At 63.0% G+C, this 24877-nt stretch carries 21 protein-coding genes; 6 read left to right on the forward strand and 15 right to left on the reverse strand.

What is annotated here, in order from left to right; translation table 11 throughout:
* On the reverse strand, positions 1 to 306 hold the full coding sequence (locus PZL22_RS09110) for an FAD assembly factor SdhE (RefSeq protein ID WP_003537695.1): 306 nt from the start codon (positions 304 to 306) through the stop codon (positions 1 to 3).
* A 116-nt stretch (positions 307 to 422) separates the two neighbouring features.
* Between PZL22_RS09110 and recG the strand changes: the two genes are divergently transcribed.
* Entirely contained in the window at positions 423 to 2528 is a 2106-nt protein-coding gene (gene recG, locus PZL22_RS09115; RefSeq protein ID WP_003537697.1) for an ATP-dependent DNA helicase RecG, read from the forward strand.
* 14 nt (positions 2529 to 2542) lie between these two features.
* Here the strand turns inward: recG and PZL22_RS09120 are convergent, their stop codons facing one another.
* The 5 genes from PZL22_RS09120 to PZL22_RS09140 all read right to left on the reverse strand — a co-directional run bounded on the left by PZL22_RS09120 (position 2543) and on the right by PZL22_RS09140 (position 8990).
* Positions 2543 to 3235 carry a DUF502 domain-containing protein gene (locus PZL22_RS09120; RefSeq protein WP_003537698.1) on the reverse strand — a complete coding sequence of 231 codons (693 nt, stop codon included), beginning with the start codon at positions 3233 to 3235 and terminating at the stop codon, positions 2543 to 2545.
* A gap of 18 nt (positions 3236 to 3253) precedes the next feature.
* Positions 3254 to 3751: a GNAT family N-acetyltransferase gene (locus tag PZL22_RS09125; RefSeq protein WP_003537700.1), complete on the reverse strand. Its 498-nt coding sequence runs from the start codon at positions 3749 to 3751 to the stop codon at positions 3254 to 3256.
* A complete protein-coding gene (glmS, locus tag PZL22_RS09130) occupies positions 3748 to 5574 on the reverse strand; it encodes a glutamine--fructose-6-phosphate transaminase (isomerizing) (RefSeq protein WP_010969375.1) in 1827 nt (608 codons plus the stop codon). Before glmS ends, PZL22_RS09125 begins: the two co-directional genes overlap by 4 nt.
* A 243-nt stretch (positions 5575 to 5817) precedes the next feature.
* Positions 5818 to 7188, reverse strand: coding sequence for a bifunctional UDP-N-acetylglucosamine diphosphorylase/glucosamine-1-phosphate N-acetyltransferase GlmU (glmU, locus tag PZL22_RS09135; protein ID WP_003533259.1), 1371 nt, complete (start codon positions 7186 to 7188; stop codon positions 5818 to 5820).
* Between the two features lie 155 nt (positions 7189 to 7343).
* Entirely contained in the window at positions 7344 to 8990 is a 1647-nt protein-coding gene (locus PZL22_RS09140; RefSeq protein WP_003533257.1) for a Na/Pi cotransporter family protein, read from the reverse strand.
* Between the two features lie 352 nt (positions 8991 to 9342).
* Here PZL22_RS09140 and PZL22_RS09145 point away from each other — a divergent pair, with 352 nt between their 5' ends.
* The 5 genes from PZL22_RS09145 to PZL22_RS09165 are packed head-to-tail and all read left to right on the forward strand — an operon-like array spanning position 9343 to position 14806.
* On the forward strand, positions 9343 to 11235 hold the full coding sequence (locus PZL22_RS09145) for a peptidylprolyl isomerase (protein ID WP_003533255.1): 1893 nt from the start codon (positions 9343 to 9345) through the stop codon (positions 11233 to 11235).
* A gap of 18 nt (positions 11236 to 11253) precedes the next feature.
* A complete protein-coding gene (gene trpD, locus PZL22_RS09150) occupies positions 11254 to 12267 on the forward strand; it encodes an anthranilate phosphoribosyltransferase (RefSeq protein WP_003533254.1) in 1014 nt (337 codons plus the stop codon).
* Positions 12268 to 12276: 9 nt separating this feature from the next.
* Entirely contained in the window at positions 12277 to 13092 is an 816-nt protein-coding gene (trpC, locus tag PZL22_RS09155) for an indole-3-glycerol phosphate synthase TrpC (RefSeq protein ID WP_003533241.1), read from the forward strand.
* On the forward strand, positions 13092 to 13586 hold the full coding sequence (moaC, locus tag PZL22_RS09160) for a cyclic pyranopterin monophosphate synthase MoaC (RefSeq protein WP_003533238.1): 495 nt from the start codon (positions 13092 to 13094) through the stop codon (positions 13584 to 13586). Before trpC ends, moaC begins: the two co-directional genes overlap by 1 nt.
* Entirely contained in the window at positions 13586 to 14806 is a 1221-nt protein-coding gene (locus PZL22_RS09165) for a molybdopterin molybdotransferase MoeA (protein ID WP_003533236.1), read from the forward strand. The genes moaC and PZL22_RS09165 overlap by 1 nt, the downstream gene beginning before the upstream one ends.
* A gap of 58 nt (positions 14807 to 14864) precedes the next feature.
* Here the strand turns inward: PZL22_RS09165 and PZL22_RS09170 are convergent, their stop codons facing one another.
* The 9 genes from PZL22_RS09170 to pcsA form a co-directional block, all read right to left on the reverse strand.
* Positions 14865 to 15455 (reverse strand): hypothetical protein, encoded by a 591-nt coding sequence (locus PZL22_RS09170; protein WP_033049001.1) that lies wholly within the window; start codon positions 15453 to 15455, stop codon positions 14865 to 14867.
* 126 nt (positions 15456 to 15581) lie between these two features.
* Positions 15582 to 16874 carry a hemolysin family protein gene (locus PZL22_RS09175; RefSeq protein WP_003533234.1) on the reverse strand — a complete coding sequence of 431 codons (1293 nt, stop codon included), beginning with the start codon at positions 16872 to 16874 and terminating at the stop codon, positions 15582 to 15584.
* Between the two features lie 132 nt (positions 16875 to 17006).
* Complete coding sequence (locus PZL22_RS09180; protein WP_033049008.1) at positions 17007 to 17756, reverse strand: FadR/GntR family transcriptional regulator; 750 nt, start codon at positions 17754 to 17756, stop codon at positions 17007 to 17009.
* Between the two features lie 172 nt (positions 17757 to 17928).
* Positions 17929 to 18999, reverse strand: coding sequence for a BMP family ABC transporter substrate-binding protein (locus tag PZL22_RS09185; RefSeq protein ID WP_003533231.1), 1071 nt, complete (start codon positions 18997 to 18999; stop codon positions 17929 to 17931).
* Positions 19000 to 19045: 46 nt separating this feature from the next.
* Complete coding sequence (locus PZL22_RS09190) at positions 19046 to 19966, reverse strand: ABC transporter permease (protein WP_003533228.1); 921 nt, start codon at positions 19964 to 19966, stop codon at positions 19046 to 19048.
* Positions 19966 to 21060 carry an ABC transporter permease gene (locus tag PZL22_RS09195; protein ID WP_010969385.1) on the reverse strand — a complete coding sequence of 365 codons (1095 nt, stop codon included), beginning with the start codon at positions 21058 to 21060 and terminating at the stop codon, positions 19966 to 19968. Before PZL22_RS09195 ends, PZL22_RS09190 begins: the two co-directional genes overlap by 1 nt.
* On the reverse strand, positions 21050 to 22636 hold the full coding sequence (locus PZL22_RS09200; RefSeq protein WP_003533224.1) for an ABC transporter ATP-binding protein: 1587 nt from the start codon (positions 22634 to 22636) through the stop codon (positions 21050 to 21052). The genes PZL22_RS09195 and PZL22_RS09200 overlap by 11 nt, the downstream gene beginning before the upstream one ends.
* Before the next feature lie 146 nt (positions 22637 to 22782).
* Complete coding sequence (locus PZL22_RS09205; RefSeq protein ID WP_003533218.1) at positions 22783 to 23760, reverse strand: quinone oxidoreductase family protein; 978 nt, start codon at positions 23758 to 23760, stop codon at positions 22783 to 22785.
* 52 nt (positions 23761 to 23812) lie between these two features.
* Positions 23813 to 24538 carry a phosphatidylcholine synthase gene (gene pcsA / locus PZL22_RS09210; protein WP_003533217.1) on the reverse strand — a complete coding sequence of 242 codons (726 nt, stop codon included), beginning with the start codon at positions 24536 to 24538 and terminating at the stop codon, positions 23813 to 23815.
* Positions 24539 to 24877 lie beyond the last annotated feature (339 nt).

Genomic DNA, 24877 nt, shown 5'->3' on the forward strand with positions numbered 1-24877 from the left:
CTACTTCGTTTCGTGGCGAACCGGGTCGAAATCCGGGCGATAGGCAGCGATGCGGAAGAAGAGTTCCGTCGCATAACGCTCGGGCAGCGGTTTTTCTCCGGTGATCCAGCGGACGAGGTCGTTGTCCTCCTCCCCCATGATCGCTTCGAGTTCGTCGAGCTCCGCTTCGGACAAGGTGGCGAGCTCCGCCTCGGCGAACTGGCCGAGGATCAGGTCCATCTCCCGAATGCCGCGGTGCCACGCGCGGAAGAGAATCCTGCGCCGACGCGGGTCGAGATCGGCGCTCGTGCGCGAAATGCCGGTCATGGGATGTCCTTCCTGCTCTCCGCCGCTCTGCGGATCGAGATCATGGGCTCTATAAACGCTGGAAAGCAGGTTGTCAGCCTTGCCAAAGCCGGAATTATCGTCGCAATTTCATTGCTATGCGCCCTGCCCTGCTCGATCCGCTGTTTTCGCCCCTCGACACATTGCCCGGCATCGGCCCGAAGACCGGCGAACTTTACGCGCGCCTGCTCGGGCGCGAGACGGTTGAAGACTGCCGCGTCGTCGATCTCCTGTTCCATATCCCTCATTCGCTGATCGATCGTCGCCGCCAGCCCGGCATTGCCCATGCTCCAAACGGTGCGATCGTTACCATCACGGGCCGGGTAGACCGGCACCAGCCGGCACCCAGTGGCAGATCGAACGTGCCCTATCGCGTCTTTCTCCACGACGAGACCGGCGAACTGGCGCTCACCTTCTTCCGCGTCAGGGGGAACTGGCTCGAGAAGGCCCTGCCCATCGATGAGACGGTGATCGTCAGCGGCAAGGTGGACTGGTTCAACGGGCGGGCTTCCATGGTCCACCCGGACTATATGGTCCGTGCGGCCGAATCGGAGAACATGCCGCTCGTCGAGCCCGTCTATGGCCTGACGGCAGGCCTGACCTCGAGGCCCCTTCGCAAGTCGATCGAGGCGGCAGTGGCACGCGTCCCGGACCTGCCGGAGTGGCTGGATGAGGCACTTCTGCGCCAACAGGGCTTCAAGAGCGCCAAAGAAAGCTTCCAGCGCCTGCACGAACCGTGGGACGAAACCGATATAGATGCGCAGGCGCCGGCGCGCCGCCGGATCGCCTATGACGAGTTCCTGGCGGGGCAGCTTTCGCTCTCCCTCGTTCGCCAGCGATTGCGCAAGGTCGCCGGTAAGCCGATTCATCCGACCGGCCGGTTGAGCGGTCCGGTAATCGCAGCCCTGCCCTTCTCCTTGACGAACAGCCAGTCGGCGGCCGTCGACGAGATCCTTGCCGACATGTCCGGAGCCGACCGCATGCTGCGGCTGCTGCAGGGGGACGTCGGCTCCGGCAAGACGGCCGTGGCCTTGATGGCGATGCTGGCGGCGGTGGAATCCGGCGGCCAGGCGGTGCTGATGGCGCCGACGGAAATTCTCGCGCGGCAGCACCACGCCACGCTTTCGAGGATGGCCGCGCCGGCGGGCATCACGATCGATATCCTGACCGGCAGGACGAAGGGCAAGGAACGGGACGCGATACTGGAACGCATTGTCTCCGGCGAGACGCAGCTGGTCATCGGCACGCACGCACTCTTCCAGGACGCTGTGATCTATCGCCAACTCGTCCTCGCCGTGGTCGACGAGCAGCATCGTTTCGGCGTGCATCAGAGGCTGCGGCTGACGGCCAAGGGTATCTCGCCGCACATGCTCGTGATGACCGCGACGCCGATTCCGAGAACACTCGTGCTCGCCGCCTTCGGCGACATGGACGTATCGAAGCTCACGGAGAAGCCGGCGGGGCGCAAACCGATCCAGACCGTCACGATTCCGAACGAACGGACGGACGAGATCGTGGAGAGGCTCGACGCAGCGCTCCGGCAGGGCAAGAAGGCCTATTGGATCTGCCCGCTCGTCGAGGAATCCGAGGAGACCGACGCCATGTCCGCCGATGAGCGCTACCAGAGCCTTGCTCGACGGTTCGGCAAGGATGTCGGCCTGGTGCACGGGCGCATGGCAGGACCGGAAAAAGACGCCGTCATGCTCGCCTTCAAGAACGGTGAAATCCGTTTGCTCGTGGCTACGACGGTCGTCGAGGTCGGCGTCGACGTGCCGGATGCCACGATCATGGTCATCGAGCACGCCGAACGCTTCGGCCTTGCGCAACTGCACCAGCTACGCGGCCGCGTGGGGCGCGGCGACGAAGCCTCGACCTGCATCCTTTTGTACAAGAGCCCGCTCAGCGAAGCAGGGCGCGCGCGTCTTTCGGTCCTGCGTGAAAGCGAAGACGGGTTCCTGATCGCCGAGGAGGATCTGAAGCTGCGCGGCGAAGGCGAGCTTCTCGGCACGCGGCAGTCCGGCACGCCGGGTTTCCTCATCGCAAGCCTCGAGGCGCATGGCGACCTCCTGGAGATGGCGCGCAAGGATGCCGCCTATGTGATCGACAGGGATCCGGAACTGACGTCGGAACGCGGCCAGGCGCTCAGGACGCTGCTCTACCTCTTCCGGCGCGACGAGGCGATCCGGTTCCTGCGGGCCGGCTGATCATCCCCGGGACCTCAAACGCTCTCTTGCTGCTTGATCGCACGCGGGGGCGCATTGGCCAGCGGGTTGTAATCCGGCGCGACGAGGCCTCCGGAAATCAGCAGCTTCGCAGCATCCTCGGCGCTCATCTGCAGGGGAATGATCTTGTCGCGGGGCACGAAGAGCAGGAAGCCGGCGGTGGGGATCGGTGTCGGAGGCAGGAAGACCGTCACCATGTCCATGCCGCGCTCGTCGAACCTGGCAGCAATCTCGCCCTTCACGTCCGTGGCGATAAAGACCAGCGACCACAGCCCGGGACTTGGATATTCGATCAGCCCTGCCCTCTTGAACGAGGACGACTGGTCCTGCAGCACGGTCTGGAAGATCTGTTTCAGCGACTTGTAGATGGAGCGGACGAGCGGCGTCCGGTTGAGGAGCGACTCGCCGAAATTGATGATCGAGCGTCCGACGAGGTTCGCGGTCAGGAAACCGACCAGGGTGATGACCACCACGGCGACGAGCAGCCCGAAACCCGGGATCGCGATCGGCAGATAATTATCGGGGTTATAGAAGCTCGGCAGGTACGGTTTCACCCAACCGTCGGCCCACTCGATGAAGGAGCGGACCAGCCACACCGTAATCGCCAGGGGCGCGCAGATGATAAGCCCGGTAAGAAAGTAGTTGCGCAGCCGGGCCGCGATGATGCCGCTTTTGGAACTTTCCGTCATGCCGTTGCCATCGATCCGTCAGTCCGCTCCGAAGGCGGGATGATAAGTGACGGTGCCGGAAACCAGCCCTCCCGACAAGGGTAAAGCCATGAAATATTGCGGCGCACAACCCGGAAAAACAAGAGCAGGCTCGTTGCGGAACCCGAATCTCTCATAGAAGGCCGGATTGCCCGCCAGGACGCAGCCTGAAGCCCCCGCCTTGCGCAGCATGTCGAGCCCGCGGCGCACAAGTGCGCTCCCCGTGCCGCGTCCTTGCCGGTCCGGCCGCACCGACACGGGACCCAGCCCGTACCAGCCGACCGCGAACGGGGTGATCGTGACAGGCGAAAAAGCGATGTGGCCGATCAACTCACCCTCTTCCTCGGCAACGAGGGACAGCGTCATCGCGTCCTCGGAGCGCAGCCGGTCGATGATCCGGGCCTCCGTCTGGTCGCTATAGGGTTGGCCGGCGAAAGCCGCCTCGGTAATCTGCCGGATCGTCTCGGCATCGCCCGCAGTTTCCGGTCGGATGATCATTCGACCGTCACCGATTTGGCGAGGTTGCGCGGCTGGTCCACGTCGGTCCCCATGAAGACGGCCGTATGATAGGCGAGAAGCTGGACCGGCAATGAGAAGATCATCGGCGCGATGATCTCGTCGACCTCCGGCAGCACGATCGTGTGCATCGTATCGAGCTTCGACGCGGCCGCACCTTTCTCGTCGGTTATCAGGATGATACGGCCGCCGCGTGCCGCCACCTCCTGCATGTTCGATACCGTCTTGTCGAAGAAGCGGTCATGCGGCGCGATGACGATGACGGGCATGTTTTCGTCGATCAGGGCGATCGGTCCGTGCTTCAGCTCGCCCGCGGCGTAACCTTCGGCGTGGATGTACGAAATCTCCTTGAGCTTCAGCGCCCCTTCCATTGCCAGCGGGAAGCTGGTGCCGCGGCCGAGATAAAGGACGTCGTGGCACTTGGACAGTTCGCGCGACAGACTCTCGATCTTCGGCTGGATGCTGTTCAGCACCTGGCCCATGATGCGCGGCATTTCGGCAAGGCTCTTTACGAGCGCTTGCTCCTCCTCGCCGCTGATCGTTCCGCGGGCCTTGCCCGCGCCGACCGCAAGTGCGGCCAAGACGGCAAGCTGGCAGGTGAAAGCCTTGGTCGAGGCGACGCCGATCTCAGGGCCCGCAAGAATCGGAAAGACCGCATCGGATTCCCGCGCGATGGTCGACTCGCGGGCATTGACCACCGCGCCGATCTTGAGGCCGTGCTCCTTGCAATATCTCAGCGAGGCCAGTGTGTCGGCGGTCTCGCCCGACTGCGAGATGAAAAGAGCCGCCGACTGCGGCGACAGCGGTATCTCGCGATAGCGGAATTCGGACGCGACGTCGATTTCGACCGGCAGGCGGGCATAGCGCTCGAACCAGTATTTGCCGATCAGGCCGGCGAGATAAGCTGTGCCGCAGGCAGAGATCGCCAGGCTCGGGACCTTGCCGAAATCGATGGCGTCGGAAATCGGAACGACACGATTTTCTATGAAATTCACATAATGCCCGAGAGCATGGGCGATGACCTCCGGCTGCTCATAGATCTCCTTCTCCATGAAATGGCGATGGTTGCCCTTGTCCACCAGAAAGGCAGCAGCCGTCGAAATCTGGCGCGGACGTTCGACGACATTGCCGTCGAAATCGAAGATATGGACGCCGGTCTTGCCGATGACGGCCCAGTCACCATCGATGAGATAGGTGATTTCATTGGTGAAGGGAGCAAGCGCGATCGCGTCCGAACCCAGGAACATCTCGCCGCTGCCGTGGCCGATCGCCAGCGGCGGCCCGTTGCGTGCCGCCATGATGGTCGACGGATCGTCCTCGAAGAGAACGGCCAGTGCGTAGGCGCCCTTGACGCGCTTCAGCATGGCATGCATCGCCTCGCGCCGCCCCAGTCCATCGCGCCGGTATTTCGCCAGAAGATGCGCGACGACCTCGGTGTCCGTTTCCGTCTGGAATTCCGCTCCTCCTGCCGCCAGCTCGTCCTTGAGCTCGGCGAAATTCTCGATGATGCCGTTGTGAACCACGGCGACGCCTTCAGTGAAATGCGGGTGGGCGTTGCGTTCCGTGGGTGCTCCATGGGTTGCCCAGCGCGTGTGGGCGATGCCGATGGTGCCGGCCAGAGGCTCCTCTCTCAACCTGCTCTCGAGGTTGACCAGCTTGCCCTCGGCCCGCCGGCGCTGCAGCGTTCCCGCGTCGATCGTCGCGACGCCGGCCGAATCATAGCCGCGATACTCCAGGCGCTTCAATGCTTCGACCAGCCGCTCCGATACCGGCTGATTCCCCACGATGCCAACAATCCCGCACATATCCCTCTCCGCGTCTCTTCACGCCCTGCGGCGTATCAGCTCAAATGTAACGACCACTGCATGTTTCCCCGAATCGTACCGGCTCGAGGACAGGAATATGCAGCAAATCCAGAATGCTGCAGGGACCATTGCGCGTCCGACAAACGCGCGGCGCCGCAGGTGCCTGTTGAAAGCCTTGGTAGCGAAATTGCGTCGCGACGCAATCCGTTTCGATTTCACTTTCAGTTTCAATATTTAATGCATCTACTCCGCAGCCTTGGCCCGCTTCCTGGCTGCCTTTTCCGCCTCGTAGCGCTCGCGCAATATCGGCGCCCTGCCGGGCTTCACGTCCTGGCGCGCACGGCCGAAAGCGACCGCATCCGCCGGCACGTCTTCCGTGATCACGCTTCCGGACGCCACGAGCGCCCCGTCGCCGATCGAAACCGGAGCGACGAGCGACGAATTGGAGCCTACGAAGGCGTTCGCGCCGATGCGGGTGACATGCTTGTTCACGCCATCATAGTTGCAGGTAATGGTTCCGGCCCCGATATTGGATCCGGCGCCGACAAAGGCGTCGCCGATATAGGTGAGGTGATTGACCTTGGCTCCGGCACCGATCTCTGCGTTCTTCACCTCGCAGAAATTGCCGACCTTCGATTTCGCTCCGAGGTCGGCACCCGGGCGCAGGCGCGCGAAAGGTCCGACCGTAGCGCCGGCACGGACGTGAGCGCCTTCCAGATGGGAGAAGGCGTGGATGACCGCACCGCTTTCCACGCGCACGCCGGGCCCGAAGACGACGTTCGGCTCCAGGAGAACGTCCTGGGCAAGTGCGGTGTCCCATGAGAGGAAGACGGTCTCGGGTGCGATCATCGACACGCCCGCCAGCATCAGTTCGTGACGACGGCGCTGCTGCCAGAGGCGCTCGATATAGGCAAGCTCGGCGCGGGTATTGCAGCCGGTAAGTTCCTCCTCGGGCGCTTCGACAGCGATTGCACGGCCATCGAGGGAGCGCGCGATCTCGACGAGATCGGTCAGGTAGTATTCGCCTTTCGCATTGGCGTTGCCGATCCGGTTAAGCAGATCGAGCGCCTTGCGGCCGTCGATCGCCATCAGCCCGCCATTGCAATAGGTGATGCGGCGCTCCTCGTCGGAGGCGTCCCGGTGTTCACGGATGGCGACCAGCGCTCCATCCTTCACGATGAGACGCCCGTACCCGGTCGGATCCGTCGCCTGGAAGCCGATCACCACGACGTCGTTTCCGGCCGCAAGACCGTCGCGCGCTGCCTTCAGAGGTGCGGCGGTGATAAGCGGCGTGTCTCCGAAAACAACGAGAACGTCGTCATAGCCTTTCGCGATCGCTTCGCGGGCAGCAAGCACCGCGTGGGCGGTGCCAAGTCGCTCCTTCTGCAGAAAGGAGGTGACGGCCACTTCGTCGGTTGCCGCGGCGGCAGATACGGCGTCCGCATCGCGCCCGACGACCAGCGCCACATCCGAGATCGATGCACTCGCCAGGGCGTCGACGACATGGGCGATCATCGGCCGCCCCGCGACCGGATGCAGCACCTTCGACATGGCCGATTTCATCCGCGTGCTCTCGCCAGCTGCCAGGATGATCGCCAGGCAAGTCCGTTCCATACTCTGATCTCCTTGATACCCTCTCGGGACATTTCTTCGACGCGGCGTCTCGCGCCTCTGCCCGCGCGCTTTTTGCGCGTTCCTATCAGCAACATATTGCGAGAACCATAATTCGCACAATCACGTCGCGTTAATCAGGTTCAAACCGTATGATATCAGCCCGGCGGCCGCAGGCGGCTTTCGGTGAGCAGGCCGCTCTCATCCAGAATGGGATAGGCGACGGAGGCGATGTGCGCGTTGATGCGCTTCAGGTCCCGCAGCATATCGAGGTGCAGCGAACTGGTTTGCAGGCTTTCCAGAAGGCCATCGCGCAATCGCTCCAGGTGGCGCTCCGCGGAGCGTTTCTCCATATGCCGCACGTCCACCTTGACCTCGATGAGATGGCGCGCCAGGTCGGCATTGCGCGTGACGAAGATGGTCTGTGCGATGCGCAGATTGTCGATGGTGAGGTTGAAAAGGCCCTTCAGCTCCTGATAGCCATCCTCCGAGAACCGCAAGCCGCCCCTCACCTTCTTGGCGATCTGTTCACAGAGACCTTTTTCGATGATGTCGCCCATGTGCTCGAGATTGATGGCATAGTCGATGATCACGATCGAGCGGCGCCCGTCCTCCTCGTTCAGGCCATCGCGCCCCAGCCGCGAAAGGAAGATTTTCACCTCCTGCTGCAGGAGGTCGACCTGCCGCTCGATGTTCTCGATGTCGCCCAGTTCGTTGACGTCATTCTTGCTGAACGCTTCGGAGGCCCGCATCAGCATGACCTCGATCAGGTCGCCCACCCTCAGGACCTCTCGCGTGGCCCCGGAAAGGGCCATGACCGGTGTATCGAGCGCCGCCTCATCGAGGTAGCGCGGCCCGGTCTCCGCCGCTTCGTCGTCGGGGAAGAAGCGGTTCATGGTGCGGGCGAGCAACCCCGCGAACGGCCAGGCAACCATCGCCAGGAGCAGATTGAAAAGCAGGTGCACGTCGACGGGCAGGTTCTGCCGCGGCAGCGGCAGGCTCTGCAGGAAGTCGGCGCTGGCGCCAACCGCCGGAAGGGCGATGAGACAGCCGATGCCGCGCACCACGAGGTTGCCTAGCGTGACCCGGCGGGCGGCGGGCGGCGAGCCGAGCGTGGTGATGACCGGCGGGATTGCGCCACCGAGATTGGCACCGAGCACGAGAGCGACCGTCAATACGGGAGAAAGCACGCCCGCGGATGAAAGCGACAGCACCAGCATGACGACGGCGAGGCTGGACGATGACGCAAAGGCAAGACCGGCCGCAATGATCATCGCCACGGGCAAGGCGTTGTCGAGCATTCCGAGAAATGCTCCCAGAGCCTGGGATTGGCGCATCGGCTCGGTCGCCGTGCCGAGCAGCTCGAGCGACAAAAGCATCAGACCGATGCCCACGAGCGCATAGCCGGCGCCCTGGCGCGCGCTCGACCGGCTCAGGCGGTGCGTGGCCACGCCTGCGAGGATGAGCAGCGGTGAGAGCCACCCGATGCCGAGTGCGACGATCCAGGCCGTCATCGCGGTGCCTACATTGGCGCCCAGCAGCACGATCTGCGCCATCTGCGAGCGGATCAGCCCCTTCTCGACGAAAGAGGCCGTCATGAGTGCCGTGGCCGTCGAACTCTGGAGCCCGAGCGTTGCGACGAGCCCCGTCACAAAAGCCCGGAAGGGACCGTTCGTTCCGCGCGCAAGAGCTGCCCGCAGCCGCGCCCCGAAGGCACGCGTCACCCCGTCCTTGACTAGCGACAGGCCGAAGAGCAGCAGCGCCACTGCACCGAAGAGATTGACCATCACGATCGTGGACTGCATGGAGGTGATTTCCCGTAATGGCCGGCGGATCGAAAGTCCCGGTCGAGTATCGAAGAAGCGATTCCCATCAGTTTGCCACAGCGGGACGCGCTTCCAACGCTTAATTTGCAGCGCGCATTAAGTCGCCGGCTAACGAATTCCGACATTGCCTTCGTCGTTAGCGCCTTTCGCAGCCTTTACTCTTGAATGCCCCGGGAGCCCTGAGGCGCGCGGCCATGGCGACGGGTTGGCAAGTTCAACTCCGCCGGCCGCAATTTGCGACGAACCGGCCTTCAATTCCTCTCTGGTTTGTTCTAAGGAACGAATTCATTCGGCGTAATGCCAGCGCATCCCAACGAGGTTTTCTGCCCCCATGCTCGACTCCCTGAGAAACGCTGCCCAGACGCGGGTCGTCAAAGGCCTGCTGGCCCTTCTCATCCTCTCATTCATGGTGTGGGGCGGTCAGACATTGATGGTGCCAAACACGCCCAACGCGGTGGTCACCGTCGGCGACGTCAAGGTGTCGGCGAGCGACTTTCGCCTGGCTTACGAACGGCAGGTCGCCCTGCTCTCGCGCCAGCTCGGTACGCCTTTGTCGCGCCAGCAGGCCCAAGCCTTCGGGGTCGAGAACCAGGTCTACGCCCAGCTCGTCGCGGGTGCTGCACTCGACCAGCTCGCTACCGACATGAATCTCGGTCTTTCGGAAGACAGGCTTGCGCGGCTGATCGGCGAAGACCCGGCCTTCCACGGCGCCAACGGGCAGTTCGACCGTCTGACATTTTCGAGCGTGCTGCGCAATGCCGGTCTGACCGAGCAGGATTACATCAACAACCGCAGCCAGGTCGCGGTTCGATCGCAGATCGTCGATGCGCTCACGGACGGTTACACGGCGCCCAAGGTACTCGTCGACGCCATTGGCAAGTACCGCCACGAGACGCGCACGATCGACTATCTTCTGCTCTCCAACGCAAATATCGACGCGGTCAAAACGCCGGGCGACGACGTGCTCGCGCCTTGGTTCGAAAGCCGCAAGGCGAACTATCGCGCTCCGGAATACCGCAAGATCAGCTACATCAAGCTGGAGCCCGAGGACCTGGCCGCACCGGACGCCGTGACCGAGGAAGAGCTTCGCGCCGATTATGAGAAGCGCAAGGAGAGCTACCGCACGCCGGCCACGAGAACGGTCGAGCAGCTCACCTTCCCGTCGCGCGAGGCCGCCGACGCCGCGGCCGCCAAGCTTGCCGCCGGCACCTCCTTCGACGATCTGGTCAAGGCCGAGGGCAAGACGTCGGCAGATGTACTCCTCGGCGATTTCACCAAGGAGCGCATGCCAGACGCAAAGATTGCCGACGCAGCCTTTGCCGTTGCCCAGGATGGCGGCACCACGCCCGTCGTCGAAGGTGCGTTCGGCCCGGTCATCCTGCGCGTAACCAACATCCGGCCCGATGCCGTTCGCAGCTTTGACGAAGTCAAGGAAGAATTGCGCAAGGAAATCGCCCTCGACGCCGCGCGCGAGCAGCTCGTCGGTCTTCATGACAAGATCGAAGACGAACGCGCCGGCGGCGTGACCGTCAAGGAGATCGCCGAACAGCTGAAGCTCAAGCTCGTCACGGTCGACGCCGTCGACGCTTCCGGCAAGGATCAAAACGGCGACGACGTGAAGGATCTTCCGGAACCGCGCGCCCTTCTCCAGGAAGTCTTCAAGGCCGATGTTGGAACGGATACGCTTGCCGTCAATATCGGGCGGGACGGCTCCGCATGGTTCGACGTCGAGGAAATCATTCCGGCCCGGGACCGCACGCTTGACGAAGTTCGCGACGAAGTGGCCGCCGACTGGACCGCGGAACAGCAGCGCGCGGCACTGGCCGCCAAGGCCAAGGAACTCAAGGAACGTATCGAAAAGGGCGCCAAGCTCGCCGATATCGCAAGCGAACTTGGCCTTGTCGTCGAGACCAAGACTGGGCTGGCCCGCGCGACCAACGATGCGACCCTGAGCCCTGCCGCGGTGATCGCGGCCTTCGGCGGTCCGAACGGCCACGTCGCCAACGCCCCGGGGATCGGCGGCGACGGCCAGGTGCTCATGCAGGTTACGGCGGTCGAAGAGAAAGCGCCTGCCGACGCCCTCGACAACGACAGCGGCCAAATCGAAGCTATTGCGCGCGCGAGCGGTGACGACATCCTGGATCAGATGGTCTCCACATTGCAAACTGCCTATGGCGTTTCGATCAACCAGTCGCTTGCCGAAACGGCACTGGCGCAACGGTGACGACGGAGAAGCGAACTCATGAGTGATTTGAAGCCGTTCGTCGCCAAAGTCGCAGCGCGCGAGGCACTGAGTCGCGAAGATGCGCGCGCGGCCTTCGAGATCATCATGTCCGGAGCCGCCACGCCATCGCAGATCGGCGGTTTTCTGATGGCGCTTCGGGTGCGCGGCGAAACGGTCGACGAGATCGTGGGTGCGGTCGGCGCGATGCGCGCACGCATGTTGCCCGTTGAAGCGCCCGACGGTGCGATCGACATCGTCGGCACCGGCGGCGACGGTGCCGGTACCTACAACATTTCGACGCTGGCCGCGCTGATTGTCGCGGGTGCCGGTGTACCGGTCGCCAAGCATGGCAACCGTGCGCTCAGCTCGAAGTCCGGAACGGCCGATGCGCTCTCGTGCCTCGGGGTCAATCTCGATATCGGGCCTGCGGTGATCTCGCGCTGCATTGCCGAAGCCGGTCTCGGCTTCATGTTCGCCCAGCAGCACCATTCGGCCATGCGCCACGTCGGTCCGACGCGGGTGGAACTCGGAACGAGGACCATCTTCAATCTGCTCGGCCCCCTCGCCAACCCTGCCGGCGTCAGGCAGCAGCTCGTCGGTGTCTACGCGCCGCAATGGGTCGACCCGCTCGCGGAAGTGCTCCGCGATCTGGGTTCGGAAAGCGTCTGGGTCGTGCATGGCGAAGGGCTCGACGAGATTACCACGACCGGCGTGACCAAAGTGGCCGCGCTCAAGGACGGCACGATCACCAACTTCGAGCTGACGCCGGCCGATTTCGGCCTCGAACGGGTGTCGCTCGATGCCTTGAAGGGCGGAGACGGAGCCCATAATGCCGCTGCGTTGCAGGCCGTTCTCGACGGTGCGGAAAACGCCTACCGGGACATTTCCCTTGCGAATGCCGCCGCTTCGTTGATGATAGCAGGGCGCGCCGGCGACCTGTCCGAAGGCATGGCGCTGGCCCGGCAATCGCTTTCGAGCGGCGGCGCCAAGGTCGCCTTGCAGCGGTTGATCACCGTCTCGAACGCGGCTTGAGGAGAAGACATGACGGATATCCTGCGCCGCATCGAAGCCTATAAGCGAGAGGAGATCGCCGCCGCGAAAGCGCGCGTTCCGCTCGAAGAGTTGAAGGCGCGGGCCGCCGATCAGTCTGCGCCGCGCGGTTTCCACGCCGCGCTTGCGGCCCGGCGGGACAAAGGCGAGTTCGGGCTGATCGCTGAAATCAAGAAGGCGAGCCCCTCGAAGGGTTTGATCCGCCCGGATTTCGATCCTCCGGGACTGGCGAAGGCCTATGCCGCGGGCGGCGCTGCCTGCCTCTCCGTCCTTACCGACGCGCCGAGCTTCCAGGGCGCGCCGGAGTTCCTGACGAAGGCACGCGAGGCCTGCCCGCTCCCGGCTCTGCGCAAGGACTTCATGTTCGACACCTATCAGGTTTTCGAAGCGCGCGCCTGGGGCGCCGATTGCATTCTGCTAATCATGGCCTCGCTTGGCGACGATGATGCGCGCCGGCTGGAAGAAGCCGCATTTGCACTCGGCATGGATGTCCTCGTCGAAGTGCACGACGCGGAGGAAATGGAACGAGCACTTCGCCTGTCATCCCCGCTCGTCGGGATCAACAACCGCAATCTCAGGACGTTCGAGGTCGACCTCGCCGTCTCCGAAAGGCTTGCGGCGATGGTTTCCTCAGACCGTCTCCTGGTCGGGGAAAGCGGCGTTTTCACGCACGAAGACTGCCGACGCCTCGAGAAGAGCGGAATTACCACCTTCCTGGTCGGTGAAAGCCTGATGAGGAAGGACGACGTAGAGGCGGCGACTCGTGCGCTGCTGACCGGCTCGGCAAGCATCCTGGCGGCAGAGTGATGAGCGGGCCGGCCCTCACCCATATCGACAGCGCCGGCGAAGCCAGCATGGTCGATGTCGGCGACAAGGCCGAGACGGTCCGCGTCGCTGTCGCGGAGGGCTTCGTCAGGATGAAGCCGGAGACGCTGGCACTGATTCGTCAAGGCAATGCCAAGAAGGGCGACGTTATCGCGACCGCACGGCTCGCAGGCATCATGGCCGCCAAGCAGACATCCAGCCTCATTCCGCTCTGCCATCCCTTGATTCTGACGAAAGTGTCCGTCGATATCACGCCGGATGACGCCCTTCCCGGTTTGCGCGTCCAGGCAATGGCGAAGCTGACCGGACGGACGGGTGTCGAAATGGAGGCGTTGACTGCCGTCAGCGTCGCCTGCCTGACGATATACGACATGGCCAAGGCCGCTGACCGGGAAATGGAAATCGGCGGCGTGCGGCTGGTCAGCAAGTCGGGTGGGCGCTCCGGCGATTATCACCGCGCGGGAGAGATGCGCTGATGTCGCTTCTTTCGGTCGAGGAAGCACTACAGAGAATTTTGGCCAGGGCCAATCCGCTGCGACGGACGGAGCGCGTTGCGCTGCATGAATGCCTCGGACGGGTGCTTGCCGAGAACGTAGCGGCCAAGCTGACTCACCCGCCTTTCGACAATTCCGCGATGGATGGTTATGCCGTCCGCCACGAGGATATCGCCGAAGTCGGAGCGGAGCTCTCCGTTATCGGCCAGTCGGCCGCAGGACGCCGTTTTCGCGGCGACGTGAAAGGCGGGGAGGCCGTACGCATCTTTACCGGCGCGCCGGTACCCGCAGGCGCCGATACCGTCATCATTCAGGAAGACACGGAAAAACTTCCGGACGGACGCATCCGCACCCTATTTGCGCCGGCAAAGGGCCGCCACATCCGTTTGGCGGGCCAGGATTTCCTGGCGGGTGACGTCGCGCTTTCCGCCGGCAGCGCACTCGACGCCGGCCGCCTGACGCTCGCGGCCGGCATGAATCATCGGGACCTGCCGGTTTTCGCGCGACCGAAAATCGCAATCATCGCCACGGGCGACGAATTGTTGCCGCCGGGAAGTTCCCTTGGCCCCGACCAGATCATCGCTTCGAACAGTTTCGGGATCGCTGCGGTTGCCCGCGACAATGAGGCCGACGTTCTTGATCTCGGCATCGTCGGCGACGATCGGACAGCGATCGCCGGCGCCGTCGCCAAGGCACAGGCAGCCCAGGTGGACGTGCTCGTCACCCTCGGAGGAGCTTCGGTCGGCGATCACGATCTCGTCCAGTCGACGCTTCTCGGCTGCGGCATGACGCTTGATTTCTGGCGCATCGCCATGCGACCGGGAAAACCGCTGATGGTCGGGGATCTCGACGGCGTCACGGTGCTCGGCCTTCCGGGAAACCCCGTTTCGAGCCTCGTCTGCGCCCTGCTCTTCCTCGAACCTCTGACGCGCAAGCTTGCGCATCTGCCGCCCCGTTCGAGACTGGTCGATGCACGGCTCGCCGCAACGCTGCCGGCCAATGACCGGCGCCAGGATTATATACGTGCCCGCCTCACGCTCGAGGCGGACGGTTCGCTCGTAGCGCATCCCTTCCCGCGCCAGGATTCGTCCATGGTCAGCATTTTCGCGCAATCCGATGGGCTGATCGTGCGGCGACCGGGTGCTCCCGAAGCCGCGAGCGGAGAAGCATGCAGCGTTTTCAGGCTCAGAGATCCCGCCTGACTTGACGTCGCGGTGGCGAAAACGATCAGCGATCGGCGAAAAAGGCTGGAGAGCTGAGCTACGGCGCCTTGCCGGCGGGAGTTTTTTCCCGCGCTGCTTTCCGAAACAACGAAGCCGATGCGAGCCAGAGCATTGCGAACAAGGCATTGACGGCAAGGATCTCCAGCGGCGGACTTGCCGGGTAACCCATTCCTGCGGCCACCGCGACCGCGGCGACCAGCGCCTGCGCGAGCGCCGTTGCGAAGAAAGCACGTGCCATTCCGGCCGGTCGGAACCGCGCAATGAAGGCGCTGATGATGCCGACCGCCAGCACGCCGCCATAGAGGAGATTGGCGGGGTCATCCTCGGTCCCGACGATGCCGACGGCGAGATTCACCCACGTCAGGAGGAATGCTGTCGCGAGCGCAAGGCCGATGGCGGCGCGGTATGCGCTGCTGGCCGAGAACCTCGCTGACAACTCGTAGACGCCGCCTGCGGAGATCAGCATGGCTGCGAAGATAGCGAAATCGGCGACATCCCAGGCCACTTCCTCCGTGACCTGCATCGCGAGCAAGGGCAGCAGCATAAGCGCTGCGGCCGCGCCCCACGCCGCTCTCCTCCAGAGTCTCCCGCGTCCGTTACGATTCTCCGCCTTCGCTGCCATCTGCATCGCCTGCGCGCATCCATCCTGGACTACTTCCAGGCGGATCACGGTGATTTTAGGTCGGATCGGCCTGAAATCATGAATGTGATCGATTCTGACGAGTTGAGAGGCGGAATGTCGCGGAAACCCGCGTCATGAGAGTGCCTCACCGGCCCGGCTGACGAGGATCTTGTCGATGCGTCGGCCGTCCATGTCGATCACCTCGAAGCGATAGCCGTGCGCCTGGGCGGTGTCGCCCTCCTCCGGAGTCTTGCGCAACTGCTGCACCAGGAAGCCGGCTATGGTTTCGAAATCGCCGTCCGCGTCGATTCCATCGATGCCGATCTGGAGGTGGATTTCATCGATCGGCGTCCGTCCGTCTACGAGATAGCTGCCATCGTCGCGCTGGCGAATGAGGGCGTGCTCGGAATTATCATAATTCGAAGGGATGACGCCGACGATGGCCTCAAGGATGTCGGCGGTGGTGATGATCCCCTCCGTGCTCCCGTACTCGTCGACGATCATCGCCATATTGATACTGGACGACTTGAAGGCTTCGAGCGCCTTCAGACAGGAGGCCGTCTCCGGCAGGGTAAGAATTTCGCGGACATAATCGCGGATGTTGAAAGGCGCGGCCGGCGCAACATTCAATATCTCCTTGGCAAGGACCGCGCCGATGACATCACCCGATGGGCCGTCGATCACCGGATAACGCGAGTGGCCGAACTGCCGGATCTTCTGCCCGATCGTCTCCAGGCTGTCGTGAACGTCGATGAAACTCACCTCTGTACGGTGTGTCATGATCGATTTGACGTTGCGGTCGCCGAGGCGGATGATTCGCCGCAGCATCTCGTGCTCGCTCTTCTCGATGGCGCCGCTTTCGACGCCTTCCGCCATGATGGCCTGCACTTCCTCTTCGGTGACCCGATCGGAATCTTCCGGCCTCATGCCCATGAGCCGCATCGCGATAGAGGCCGCCGTTTCGAAAATATAGACGACCGGCGCCACGATACGCGAAAGCAGCGCCATCGGACCGGCGACGAACATGGCCAGCCCTTCGGGATTTCGGAGCGCCAGCTGCTTGGGGATGAGCTCGCCGATGACCACCGACAGAAATGTAATCAGCGTGACGACCAGTGCGACCGCGATCGTGTCGCCGTAAGGGCTGATCCAGCCGATGTCGTTCAGGAACGGCGCAATCTTGGCAGCGATCGTCGCGCCGCCATAGGCGCCCGCGAGGATGCCGACAAGGGTGATGCCGACCTGTACCGTCGACAGGAACTTGCCCGGGTCCTCGGCGAGCTTGAGCGCGGCCTCCGCGCGCCGGTTGCCCTGCTTCACCATCTGACGAAGCAGCGGTTTGCTTGCCGAAACGATTGCCATTTCCGACAACGCGAAGAAAGCGTTGATCAAAAGCAGAAGGAAAATGACAAGAAGCTCGAACATAGTCTCCGGTTCACCGTTGAAAAAGGGGCGGCCTCGCGACTGCCCCCATCCCAGATAGGCTAAGCCGCAAGTTCGGGCAAGGTCACCTGCAGGATTTCACGGCAGGAGCTAAGGTGCGCGACGAGGTCCCGGTCAAGCCTTCGCCTTGCCTCCGCTCAGCGCCTGACGGATACGCGCACGCCCCACCTTGATCACGTGCTCCATCGCCAGGCGTGCAGCCGCCTCGTCCCTTTTGCCGATCGCCTCGACGATGCGGATATGGTTGCGCGCAACCTCGTCGATACCGCCTTTCTCGGCGGTCGGCGAACTGAGCTTGAAGACGCCCACAAGGGCTGCCTCGATCAAGCCGCCGACGGTACGCAGAAAGGGATTGCCGGACGCTTCGATGACGGAGAGATGAAACTTGAGGTCCGCTACGGCGAGACTCTCGGGGGTGTGATTCGCTTCGCCCATGGCGACGGCGAGCCGCATCATCCCCGCGATTTCCGCGTCCGATGCGTTTCTTGCCGCCAGTGCCGCGGCATGCGTTTCGAAGGCCAGCCGCACCTCGCTCAGATGATAGAGAAAATCCTCGTCGACGCCGCAGGCGAAGTGCCAGGTGAGAATGTCGCTGTCGAAGAGGTTCCACTCCTTGCGGGGCGTGACGCGTGTGCCGATCCGGGCGCGCGGTACGATCATGCCCTTGGCGGCAAGGGTCTTCATCGCTTCGCGCAGTACCGTCCGCGAGACGCGGAAACGCAGCGCCAATTCAGGATCTCCGGGGAGAATGCTGCCGACCGGGAACTCGCCCGAAACGATCGCCTTGCCGAGCTGATCCACGACCTGTGCATGGCTCGTCCGCTTCGGCGTGCCGGATATCACGGTCTCAAGCACGCTCTTCAACCAATCCTCCCCAGGAAACTCCTCATCGTCAGCGTGATTCTTGCCGGCGACGATCAACACTAGATCGAATAGACGATTCCTGAAAGGCCTGCAGAGAGCTGCAGGTAGGCCGGGTCGGACTATAGAAAACCCCGCGCACGAGGCGCGGGGTTGCCGTGTTTCGGACGTTCGACTATTGCGGCAGCTTGTCGTCGACGCCTTCGACATAGAAGTTCATGCCGAGCAGCGTCGCGTCGTCGGCAGTTTCGCCCTCTTTCAGCCACGGGCTGCCGTCCTGCTTGTTGAGCGGACCGGTAAACGGCTTCAGCTCACCGGATTTGATTTTCGCCTCCGTCGCTTCCGCCATCGCCTTCACGTCATCAGGCATGTTGGTGTAGGGCGCCATGGTCAGGATGCCGTCCTTCAGACCATCCCAGCTCGAAGTCGTCGACCACGTTCCATCGAGGAAGGCCTTGGTGCGCTTCACGTAATAGGCGCCCCAAGTATCGACGATCGCAGTCAATTGCGTCTGCGGGCCGGCGGCAATCATGTCGGATGCCTGGCCGAAGGCCTTGATACCGCGCTCGGCGGCGACCTGCATCGGCGCGGTCGTGTCGGTATGCTGCGTGATGATATCGACGCCCTGATCGATGAGCGCCTTGGCGGCGTCCGCCTCCTTGCCCGGATCGAACCAGGTGTTCGCCCATACGACCTTGATCTTGAAATCCGGATTGACCGCCCGGGCACCGATGACGAAGGCGTTGATGCCCATCACCACCTCGGGAATCGGGAACGAGGCGATATAGCCGGCAACGCCCTTTTCGGACATTTTCGCGGCGATCTGGCCCTGGATGTAACGGCCTTCGTAAAAACGGCTGTTATAGGTGGCGACGTTCGGCGCGGTCTTGTAGCCGGTCGCGTGCTCGAACTTCACATCCGGGAATTTGCCCGCGATCTTGATCGTTGCATCCATGAAGCCGAAGGAGGTGGTGAAGATCAGGCCGCAGCCGGAACGCGCCAGGCGCTCGATCGCGCGTTCGGCGTCCGGACCTTCCGGCACGTTTTCCAGGAACTGCGTTTCGATCTTGTCGGCGAGTTCTTTTTCGAGCTCCTGGCGGCCGATGTCGTGGGCCTGGGTCCAGCCGCCGTCTGTCTTCGAGCCGACATAGATGAAGCAGATCTTTGCCTTTTCCTGAGCGCTTGCGGCCGGCGCGATGCCGAGCACGGCGACGGTGGTTGCGAGGGCGACGAGTAGTTTTTTCATTTTTGACCTCTGTCGGTTTGAGAAATGTCCGTCTGGCTGTTGTTCTTCACCGGTCCGGCACAAACGGCTTGCCGAGCGATGCCGGCGTGTTGATCAGGGTCATGCGCCGGTTATGCGATATGAGAATGAGTACGACAATCGTCGCGAGATAAGGAAGCGCAGTGAGAAACTGCGAGGGAATGCCGATGCCGAAGGCCTGGGCATGAAGCTGACTGATCGATACGGCTCCGAAGAGATATCCTCCGGCGACGACTCGCCAGGGCCGCCACGAGGCGAAAACCACCAATGCCAGCGCGATCCAGCCCCGGCCGGCCGACATGTTCTCCACCCATTGAGGCGTGTAGACGAGCGACAGTTGCGCGCCGGCAAGTCCGGCGCAGGCGCCGCCGAACAGAACGGCCAGGTAGCGGGTGAGAATGACGTTCACGCCGAGGGCGTGGGCCGAGGCGTGGCTGTCGCCCACCGCCCGCAACTTCAATCCCGCACGGCTCCTGAACAGAAACAGATGGACGCCCACCACGATCGCGACCGACGCATAGAATATGGCGTCCTGCCGAAACAAAAGCGGTCCGACGACGGGTATCTTCGACAGGAGCGGGATCGCGATCGGCTGCAGCTTGATCCCCTGCATGCCGAGGAAACTCTCTCCGAGCATCCCGGAAACGCCGAGCCCGAGGAGAGTCAGCGCCAGGCCGGTCGCTACCTGGTTGGCAACAAGCGTCAGCGTCAGGAAGCCGAACAGCAGCGAAAACACGGCCCCGGCAGCGATTCCGGCAAGAATTCCGACATAGGGCGAGCCGCTGAGCTGCGTCGCCGCGAAGGCGCAGACAGCTCCCATGATCATCATGCCTTCGACGCCGAGGTTGAGCACGCCGGACCGCTCGGCGACGAGCTCGCCCAGGGCGGCGAGGACCAGCGGCGTCGCAGCCGTGATGACACTGAAGAGGATTGCTTCGACTATGCCCATCAGTGCGCCTCCTCCGTCCTGACCGCTGCGAAGCGGTCCCACACCAGCCGGATGCGGTAGTGAATGAGCGCGTCGCAAGACAGCACGAAGAACAGCAGCAGCCCCTGGAAGACGCGCGTCACCTTTTCGGATACGCCGATCGAAAGCTGCGCGGCCTCGCCGCCGAGATAAGTCAACGCCAGGACGAGACCGGCGGCCACGATTCCGAGTGGATTGAGCCGGCCGAGGAACGCGACGATGATAGCGGTGAATCCGTAACCGGGCGAGATCACCGGACGCAGCTGCTGCATGGCGCCGCTCACTTCCGAAATGCCGGCGAGCCCCGCCAGCGCGCCGGAAAACAGCATCGAGAACCAGATCATCCTGCGCGAGGAAAAGCCGGCAAAGCGCCCTGCCCGCTCGGACTGGCCGAGAACGGTGATTTCGAAGCCCTTCAACGTATAGCGCATCATGAACCACACCAGCACCGCCGCGATGATCGCGAAGGCAAAACCCCAATGCGTACGCCCCGAGGCGAGCATTTCGGGAAGGATCGCATCCGCGCCGAACGTTCGCGTTTCCGGGAAGTTCATGCCCTGCGGGTTGCGCCAAGGGCCACGCACGAGCCAGTCGAGAAAGAGCTGGGCCACATAGACCAGCATCAGGCTCGTCAATATCTCGTTCGTATTCATATGCGCCTTCAGGAAGGCCGGTATCGCCGCGAAGAGCGCTCCGCCAAGCATGCCGAGAAGCATCATCAGCGGCAATATCAACGGTGACTGCCAATCGTAGAAGAGTACCGGCAGGGCCGAGCCGGCGATTGCGCCCATGATGAACTGACCCTCTGCGCCGATGTTCCAGTTGTTGGAGCGGAAGCAGACGGAGAGCCCGACGCCGATCAGGATCAGCGGCGCCGCCTTGATCGCGAGTTCGTGCAGCGACCAGACCTCGCTCAGCGGCTCCACGAAAAAGCTGTAGAGCGCGGTTACCGGATTCTTGCCGAGAAGTGCGAACATCACGCCGCCGAAGACGATGGTCAGCGCAAATGCGATGAACGGCGAAAGGATGGAAAACAGCGTCGAGGCCTTCGCGCGCTTTTCGAGTTCAATGCGCATGCGCCGCTCCCTCGCCTTCGGCCTGGCCTTGCGCCTGGCCATGCATGCCGCCCATCAGGAGGCCGATCTTTTCGCGCGAAAGTTCGCGGGCAGGATAGGGATCGGAAAGACGCCCGTCGCTGATCACTGCGATCTCCGTCGCCACCTCGAATATCTCGTCGAGGTCCTGGCTGATCACCAGCACGGCGGAACCGGCCTTTGCGAGATCCACGAGGGCCTGGCGTATGCGGCTCGCCGCCCCGGCATCGACGCCCCAGGTCGGCTGGTTGACGACGAGCACGGCCGGCTGCCGGTCGAGTTCCCGTCCGACGATGAATTTCTGCAGATTGCCGCCCGACAGCGAACCGGCCGGCGGGTCCTCGCCGCTCTTGCGCACGTCCATCGCCTCGGCAATCCGCTTCGTCGCCGCCTTGACGGCGCCGTGGCGGATGATCTTCAGTGCGCCGCCGCCGAGGAAAGCCCGGCGATCCGATTGGCTGCGCGCGAGCACAAGGTTGTCGGAGAGCGACAGCGCCGAGACCGCGGCGTGCCCATGGCGTTCCTCCGGCACGAATCCGGCGCCCATCAGACGGCGCGCATTGATGTTCCTGGTCCCGACCGGCCGCTGGCGGATCTGGATGGCATCGTCGTCGGCCAACGGATATTCGCCCGAAAGCGCGTCGAAAAGCTCGCTCTGCCCGTTGCCGGCCACTCCCGCGATCGCCAGTACCTCGCCCGCCCTGACCTTCAGGCAGATGTCCTTCAGCGAGACCGCAAAGGGCGTGCGCGCCGCGACCGTAAGATGCCGCGCCTCCAATTGCACGTCGCCTCTGGTGCTCGTGCCCTCCGGTGTGACGACCGCGACATCGCTGCCGACCATCATTCTTGCCAAAGAGGCGGGCGTTTCCGCGCGCGGATCGCAGGCGCCGGTTACCTTACCGTGTCTCAGCACCGTCGCGCGGTCGCAGATGCGCTGCACTTCCTCGAGACGATGGCTGATATAAAGGACGGAACGCCCCTCCGATCGCAGTTTCTGCAGCGTCTCGAAAAGGCGGTCCGCTTCCTGCGGCGTCAGCACCGAAGTCGGTTCGTCGAGAATGATGAGCTGCGGGTTCTGCAGGAGAGCCCGGACGATTTCGATCCGCTGCCTTTCGCCGACGGAGAGATCGGCGACATGTGCCTTCGGATCGAGCGGCAGGCCATAGATGCGCGACAGCCGTGACGCCTCCTCGGCGACGCGGGCGAGCGAAACGGCCCGGTCCATGGAAAGGGCGATGTTCTCGGCGACCGTCAGGGCCTCGAACAGGGAGAAATGCTGGAAGACCATGCCGATGCCGAGCCGGCGGGCGTCGCTCGGGCTGGCGATGCGGACATTCGCCCCCTGCCACATGATCTCGCCGGCGCTCGGCGCGAGCACGCCGAACAGCATCTTCACCAGCGTCGACTTTCCCGCGCCGTTCTCGCCGAGCAGCGCGTGGATTTCTCCGGGTTCTATCTGCAGATCGATTGCATTGCAGGCCGCGAACGAGCCGAACAATTTCGTAAGGTTGCGAACGGCCAGCAGCGGGCCGCTCGCGGTTTGTCCCTTTTCAGGCACGCTGCCCTCTTTCCCCTCTTCGATCCCCGCCCGCCTTACTGCACGCTTGCTTTGATCGTACCCGATCAATCGACAGGAACCTGCAGCAACGTGAAGACTACAGCGACCTTCGCGTCCGATAAGACGCCGGCGCCGTAAGGCTTCGGTCAGGGAATCAGCAATGTCGTTCCACTTGTTTTTCTTGTTTCGAGATCCGTATGCGCCCGACCGGCTTCGGCGAGCGGATAGTTCTGGTTGATATTGATACGCACTTTGTTGCTTTGCACAACATCAAACAGGGAATTTGCACATGCCTCCAGGGCCGGCCGGGTCGCGACGTAAGTGAAGAGCGTCGGGCGCGTCGCATAGAGCGCACCCTTCTGCGCCAGGATGCCGATGTTGAAAGCATCCACCGGCCCGGAGGAATTGCCGAAGCTGGCCCAGAGGCCGCGCGGCTTCAGGCAGTCGAGCGAGGCCGGATAGGTGTCGCGCCCAACGGAATCATAGACGACGTCGACGCCGCGCCCTCCGGTCAAGTCCTTGACGCGCTCGACGAAATTGTCCGTGCGGTAGTTGATGACGTGGTCGTAGCCATGGGCAAGAGCCAGATCGATCTTCTCCTGCGATCCGGCCGTTCCGATCACCGTCGCACCAAGTGCCTTGGCCCACTGCCCCGCAATGAGCCCGACGCCGCCGGCGGCGGCGTGAAAGAGCAAGGTCGTCTCCGGGCCCACCTTGAAGGTCTGGTTGAGAAGGTATTGCGCGGTCATGCCCTTGAGCATCATCGCAGCCGCCGTCTCGAGGCTGATTCCCTCCGGCACCTTCAAGAGTTGCGAGGCGTCTACGTTGCGCTCGCTGGCATAGGCGCCATCAGCGGATGCGTAGGCGACGCGGTCGCCGACCGAGAACATGCTCACCCCGTCACCCACTGCAGTCACTACTCCGGCGCCTTCCTTGCCCGGAATGAAGGGAAGCCCGGTCGCCGACTTGTAAAGGCCGGTGCGAAAGTAGACGTCGATGAAATTGAGGCCGATCGCCACCTGCCGGATCTGCACTTCGCCGGGTCCGGGCGCCGCCAGCGTAACGCCCTCCATCTTCAGAACTTCCGGTCCGCCAAGTTCGCGAACGACGATCGCCTGTGCCATGTCCAACTCCTAACCGATTGCAATGATTTCGCGCCGAGCCTACCGATCGCGCTCAGGCACGCCCGAGTTTCGGGAAGATCTGCAGTATGAAACCGATGACGTAGAGGTAAAGCCCGGTTGCCACGACGCCCACCACTACCCAGGGCGGGGTCTCGAAATGCAGGAGCAACGCATACATTCCGAGCACCGACCAGACGAGAAAGATGCCGAGATTGAGCGGCCTCAGCCTTTTCACACGCACCGGATGCAGGAAGTTGATCGGCAGGAACGTCAATATCACCGATAGGAAAACGACAATCGATGCAGTGACTTCGCTCGCCTGGATCACAAAAAGGGTGAAGACGACCATATTCCAGACGACCGGAAATCCGGAAAAGAAATACTCGTCCGTCTTCATTCCCATGTCCGCATAGTAGATAGCGCTGGAAACCACGATCGCGCCGGCGGCCACGAACGACCAGGGTTCGCCGATCATGCCGCTCTGGTAGAGCGCGAAGGCCGGCAGCAGCACATAGGTCACGTAGTCGATGACGTTGTCGAGCGTATCGCCGGACCAGTTGGGCAGCACCTCCTTGACCTGGACCTTGCGGGCGATCGGCCCGTCGATGCCGTCGACGAGCAAGGCCAGACCGAGCCACCAGAACATGTCGACGAAGCGGTGCTCTGCCGCAGCGACGACACCGAGGAAGGCCAGGAACGATCCGGACGCTGTGAGGATATGCACGGAAAAGGCGCGTATTTCCGCGTAAGGAACGCGTCTGTAATTGAAGAACTTCATGTGCGAAGCCGCCCTGTCCCTTGTCCCGTCCCTCTGCGCCGCCGGTCAGCCGCTATTTCAGCACCGGCACCGCTTTGGCCGTAATATGCACCGTTTGCCGAGCATCGCCAGCAAATTCCAAACGTTCGTCGCCTTGGGGCGGCATTGTCCTGTGGACATGCGGCGCGTGCCCCTGCGCTGAATCTGCCCATTTATTTCAATGGGCTAAGCGACTAGAACTAATGCATGTCGCCCGAAGATGCGGGCACGAAGCAACACGCTGAAGGGCTTCGGATGAATGCGGGCACTTCAGGCTGTGATATCGAGACGAAGGCGGGCAACCGCATGGGAGGTCCTGTC

The organism is Ensifer meliloti (genome assembly GCF_030064585.1).
GTDB lineage: Bacteria > Pseudomonadota > Alphaproteobacteria > Rhizobiales > Rhizobiaceae > Sinorhizobium > Sinorhizobium meliloti.

Coding starts and splice junctions, on each gene's coding strand:
- PZL22_RS09110 (WP_003537695.1), bottom strand. CDS start 306: ATGACCGGCATTTCGCGCACGAGCGCCGATCTCGACCCGCGTCGGCGC.
- recG (WP_003537697.1), top strand. CDS start 423: ATGCGCCCTGCCCTGCTCGATCCGCTGTTTTCGCCCCTCGACACATTG.
- PZL22_RS09120 (WP_003537698.1), bottom strand. CDS start 3,235: ATGACGGAAAGTTCCAAAAGCGGCATCATCGCGGCCCGGCTGCGCAAC.
- PZL22_RS09125 (WP_003537700.1), bottom strand. CDS start 3,751: ATGATCATCCGACCGGAAACTGCGGGCGATGCCGAGACGATCCGGCAG.
- glmS (WP_010969375.1), bottom strand. CDS start 5,574: ATGTGCGGGATTGTTGGCATCGTGGGGAATCAGCCGGTATCGGAGCGG.
- glmU (WP_003533259.1), bottom strand. CDS start 7,188: ATGGAACGGACTTGCCTGGCGATCATCCTGGCAGCTGGCGAGAGCACG.
- PZL22_RS09140 (WP_003533257.1), bottom strand. CDS start 8,990: ATGCAGTCCACGATCGTGATGGTCAATCTCTTCGGTGCAGTGGCGCTG.
- PZL22_RS09145 (WP_003533255.1), top strand. CDS start 9,343: ATGCTCGACTCCCTGAGAAACGCTGCCCAGACGCGGGTCGTCAAAGGC.
- trpD (WP_003533254.1), top strand. CDS start 11,254: ATGAGTGATTTGAAGCCGTTCGTCGCCAAAGTCGCAGCGCGCGAGGCA.
- trpC (WP_003533241.1), top strand. CDS start 12,277: ATGACGGATATCCTGCGCCGCATCGAAGCCTATAAGCGAGAGGAGATC.
- moaC (WP_003533238.1), top strand. CDS start 13,092: ATGAGCGGGCCGGCCCTCACCCATATCGACAGCGCCGGCGAAGCCAGC.
- PZL22_RS09165 (WP_003533236.1), top strand. CDS start 13,586: ATGTCGCTTCTTTCGGTCGAGGAAGCACTACAGAGAATTTTGGCCAGG.
- PZL22_RS09170 (WP_033049001.1), bottom strand. CDS start 15,455: ATGCAGATGGCAGCGAAGGCGGAGAATCGTAACGGACGCGGGAGACTC.
- PZL22_RS09175 (WP_003533234.1), bottom strand. CDS start 16,874: ATGTTCGAGCTTCTTGTCATTTTCCTTCTGCTTTTGATCAACGCTTTC.
- PZL22_RS09185 (WP_003533231.1), bottom strand. CDS start 18,999: ATGAAAAAACTACTCGTCGCCCTCGCAACCACCGTCGCCGTGCTCGGC.
- PZL22_RS09190 (WP_003533228.1), bottom strand. CDS start 19,966: ATGGGCATAGTCGAAGCAATCCTCTTCAGTGTCATCACGGCTGCGACG.
- PZL22_RS09195 (WP_010969385.1), bottom strand. CDS start 21,060: ATGCGCATTGAACTCGAAAAGCGCGCGAAGGCCTCGACGCTGTTTTCC.
- PZL22_RS09205 (WP_003533218.1), bottom strand. CDS start 23,760: ATGGCACAGGCGATCGTCGTTCGCGAACTTGGCGGACCGGAAGTTCTG.
- pcsA (WP_003533217.1), bottom strand. CDS start 24,538: ATGAAGTTCTTCAATTACAGACGCGTTCCTTACGCGGAAATACGCGCC.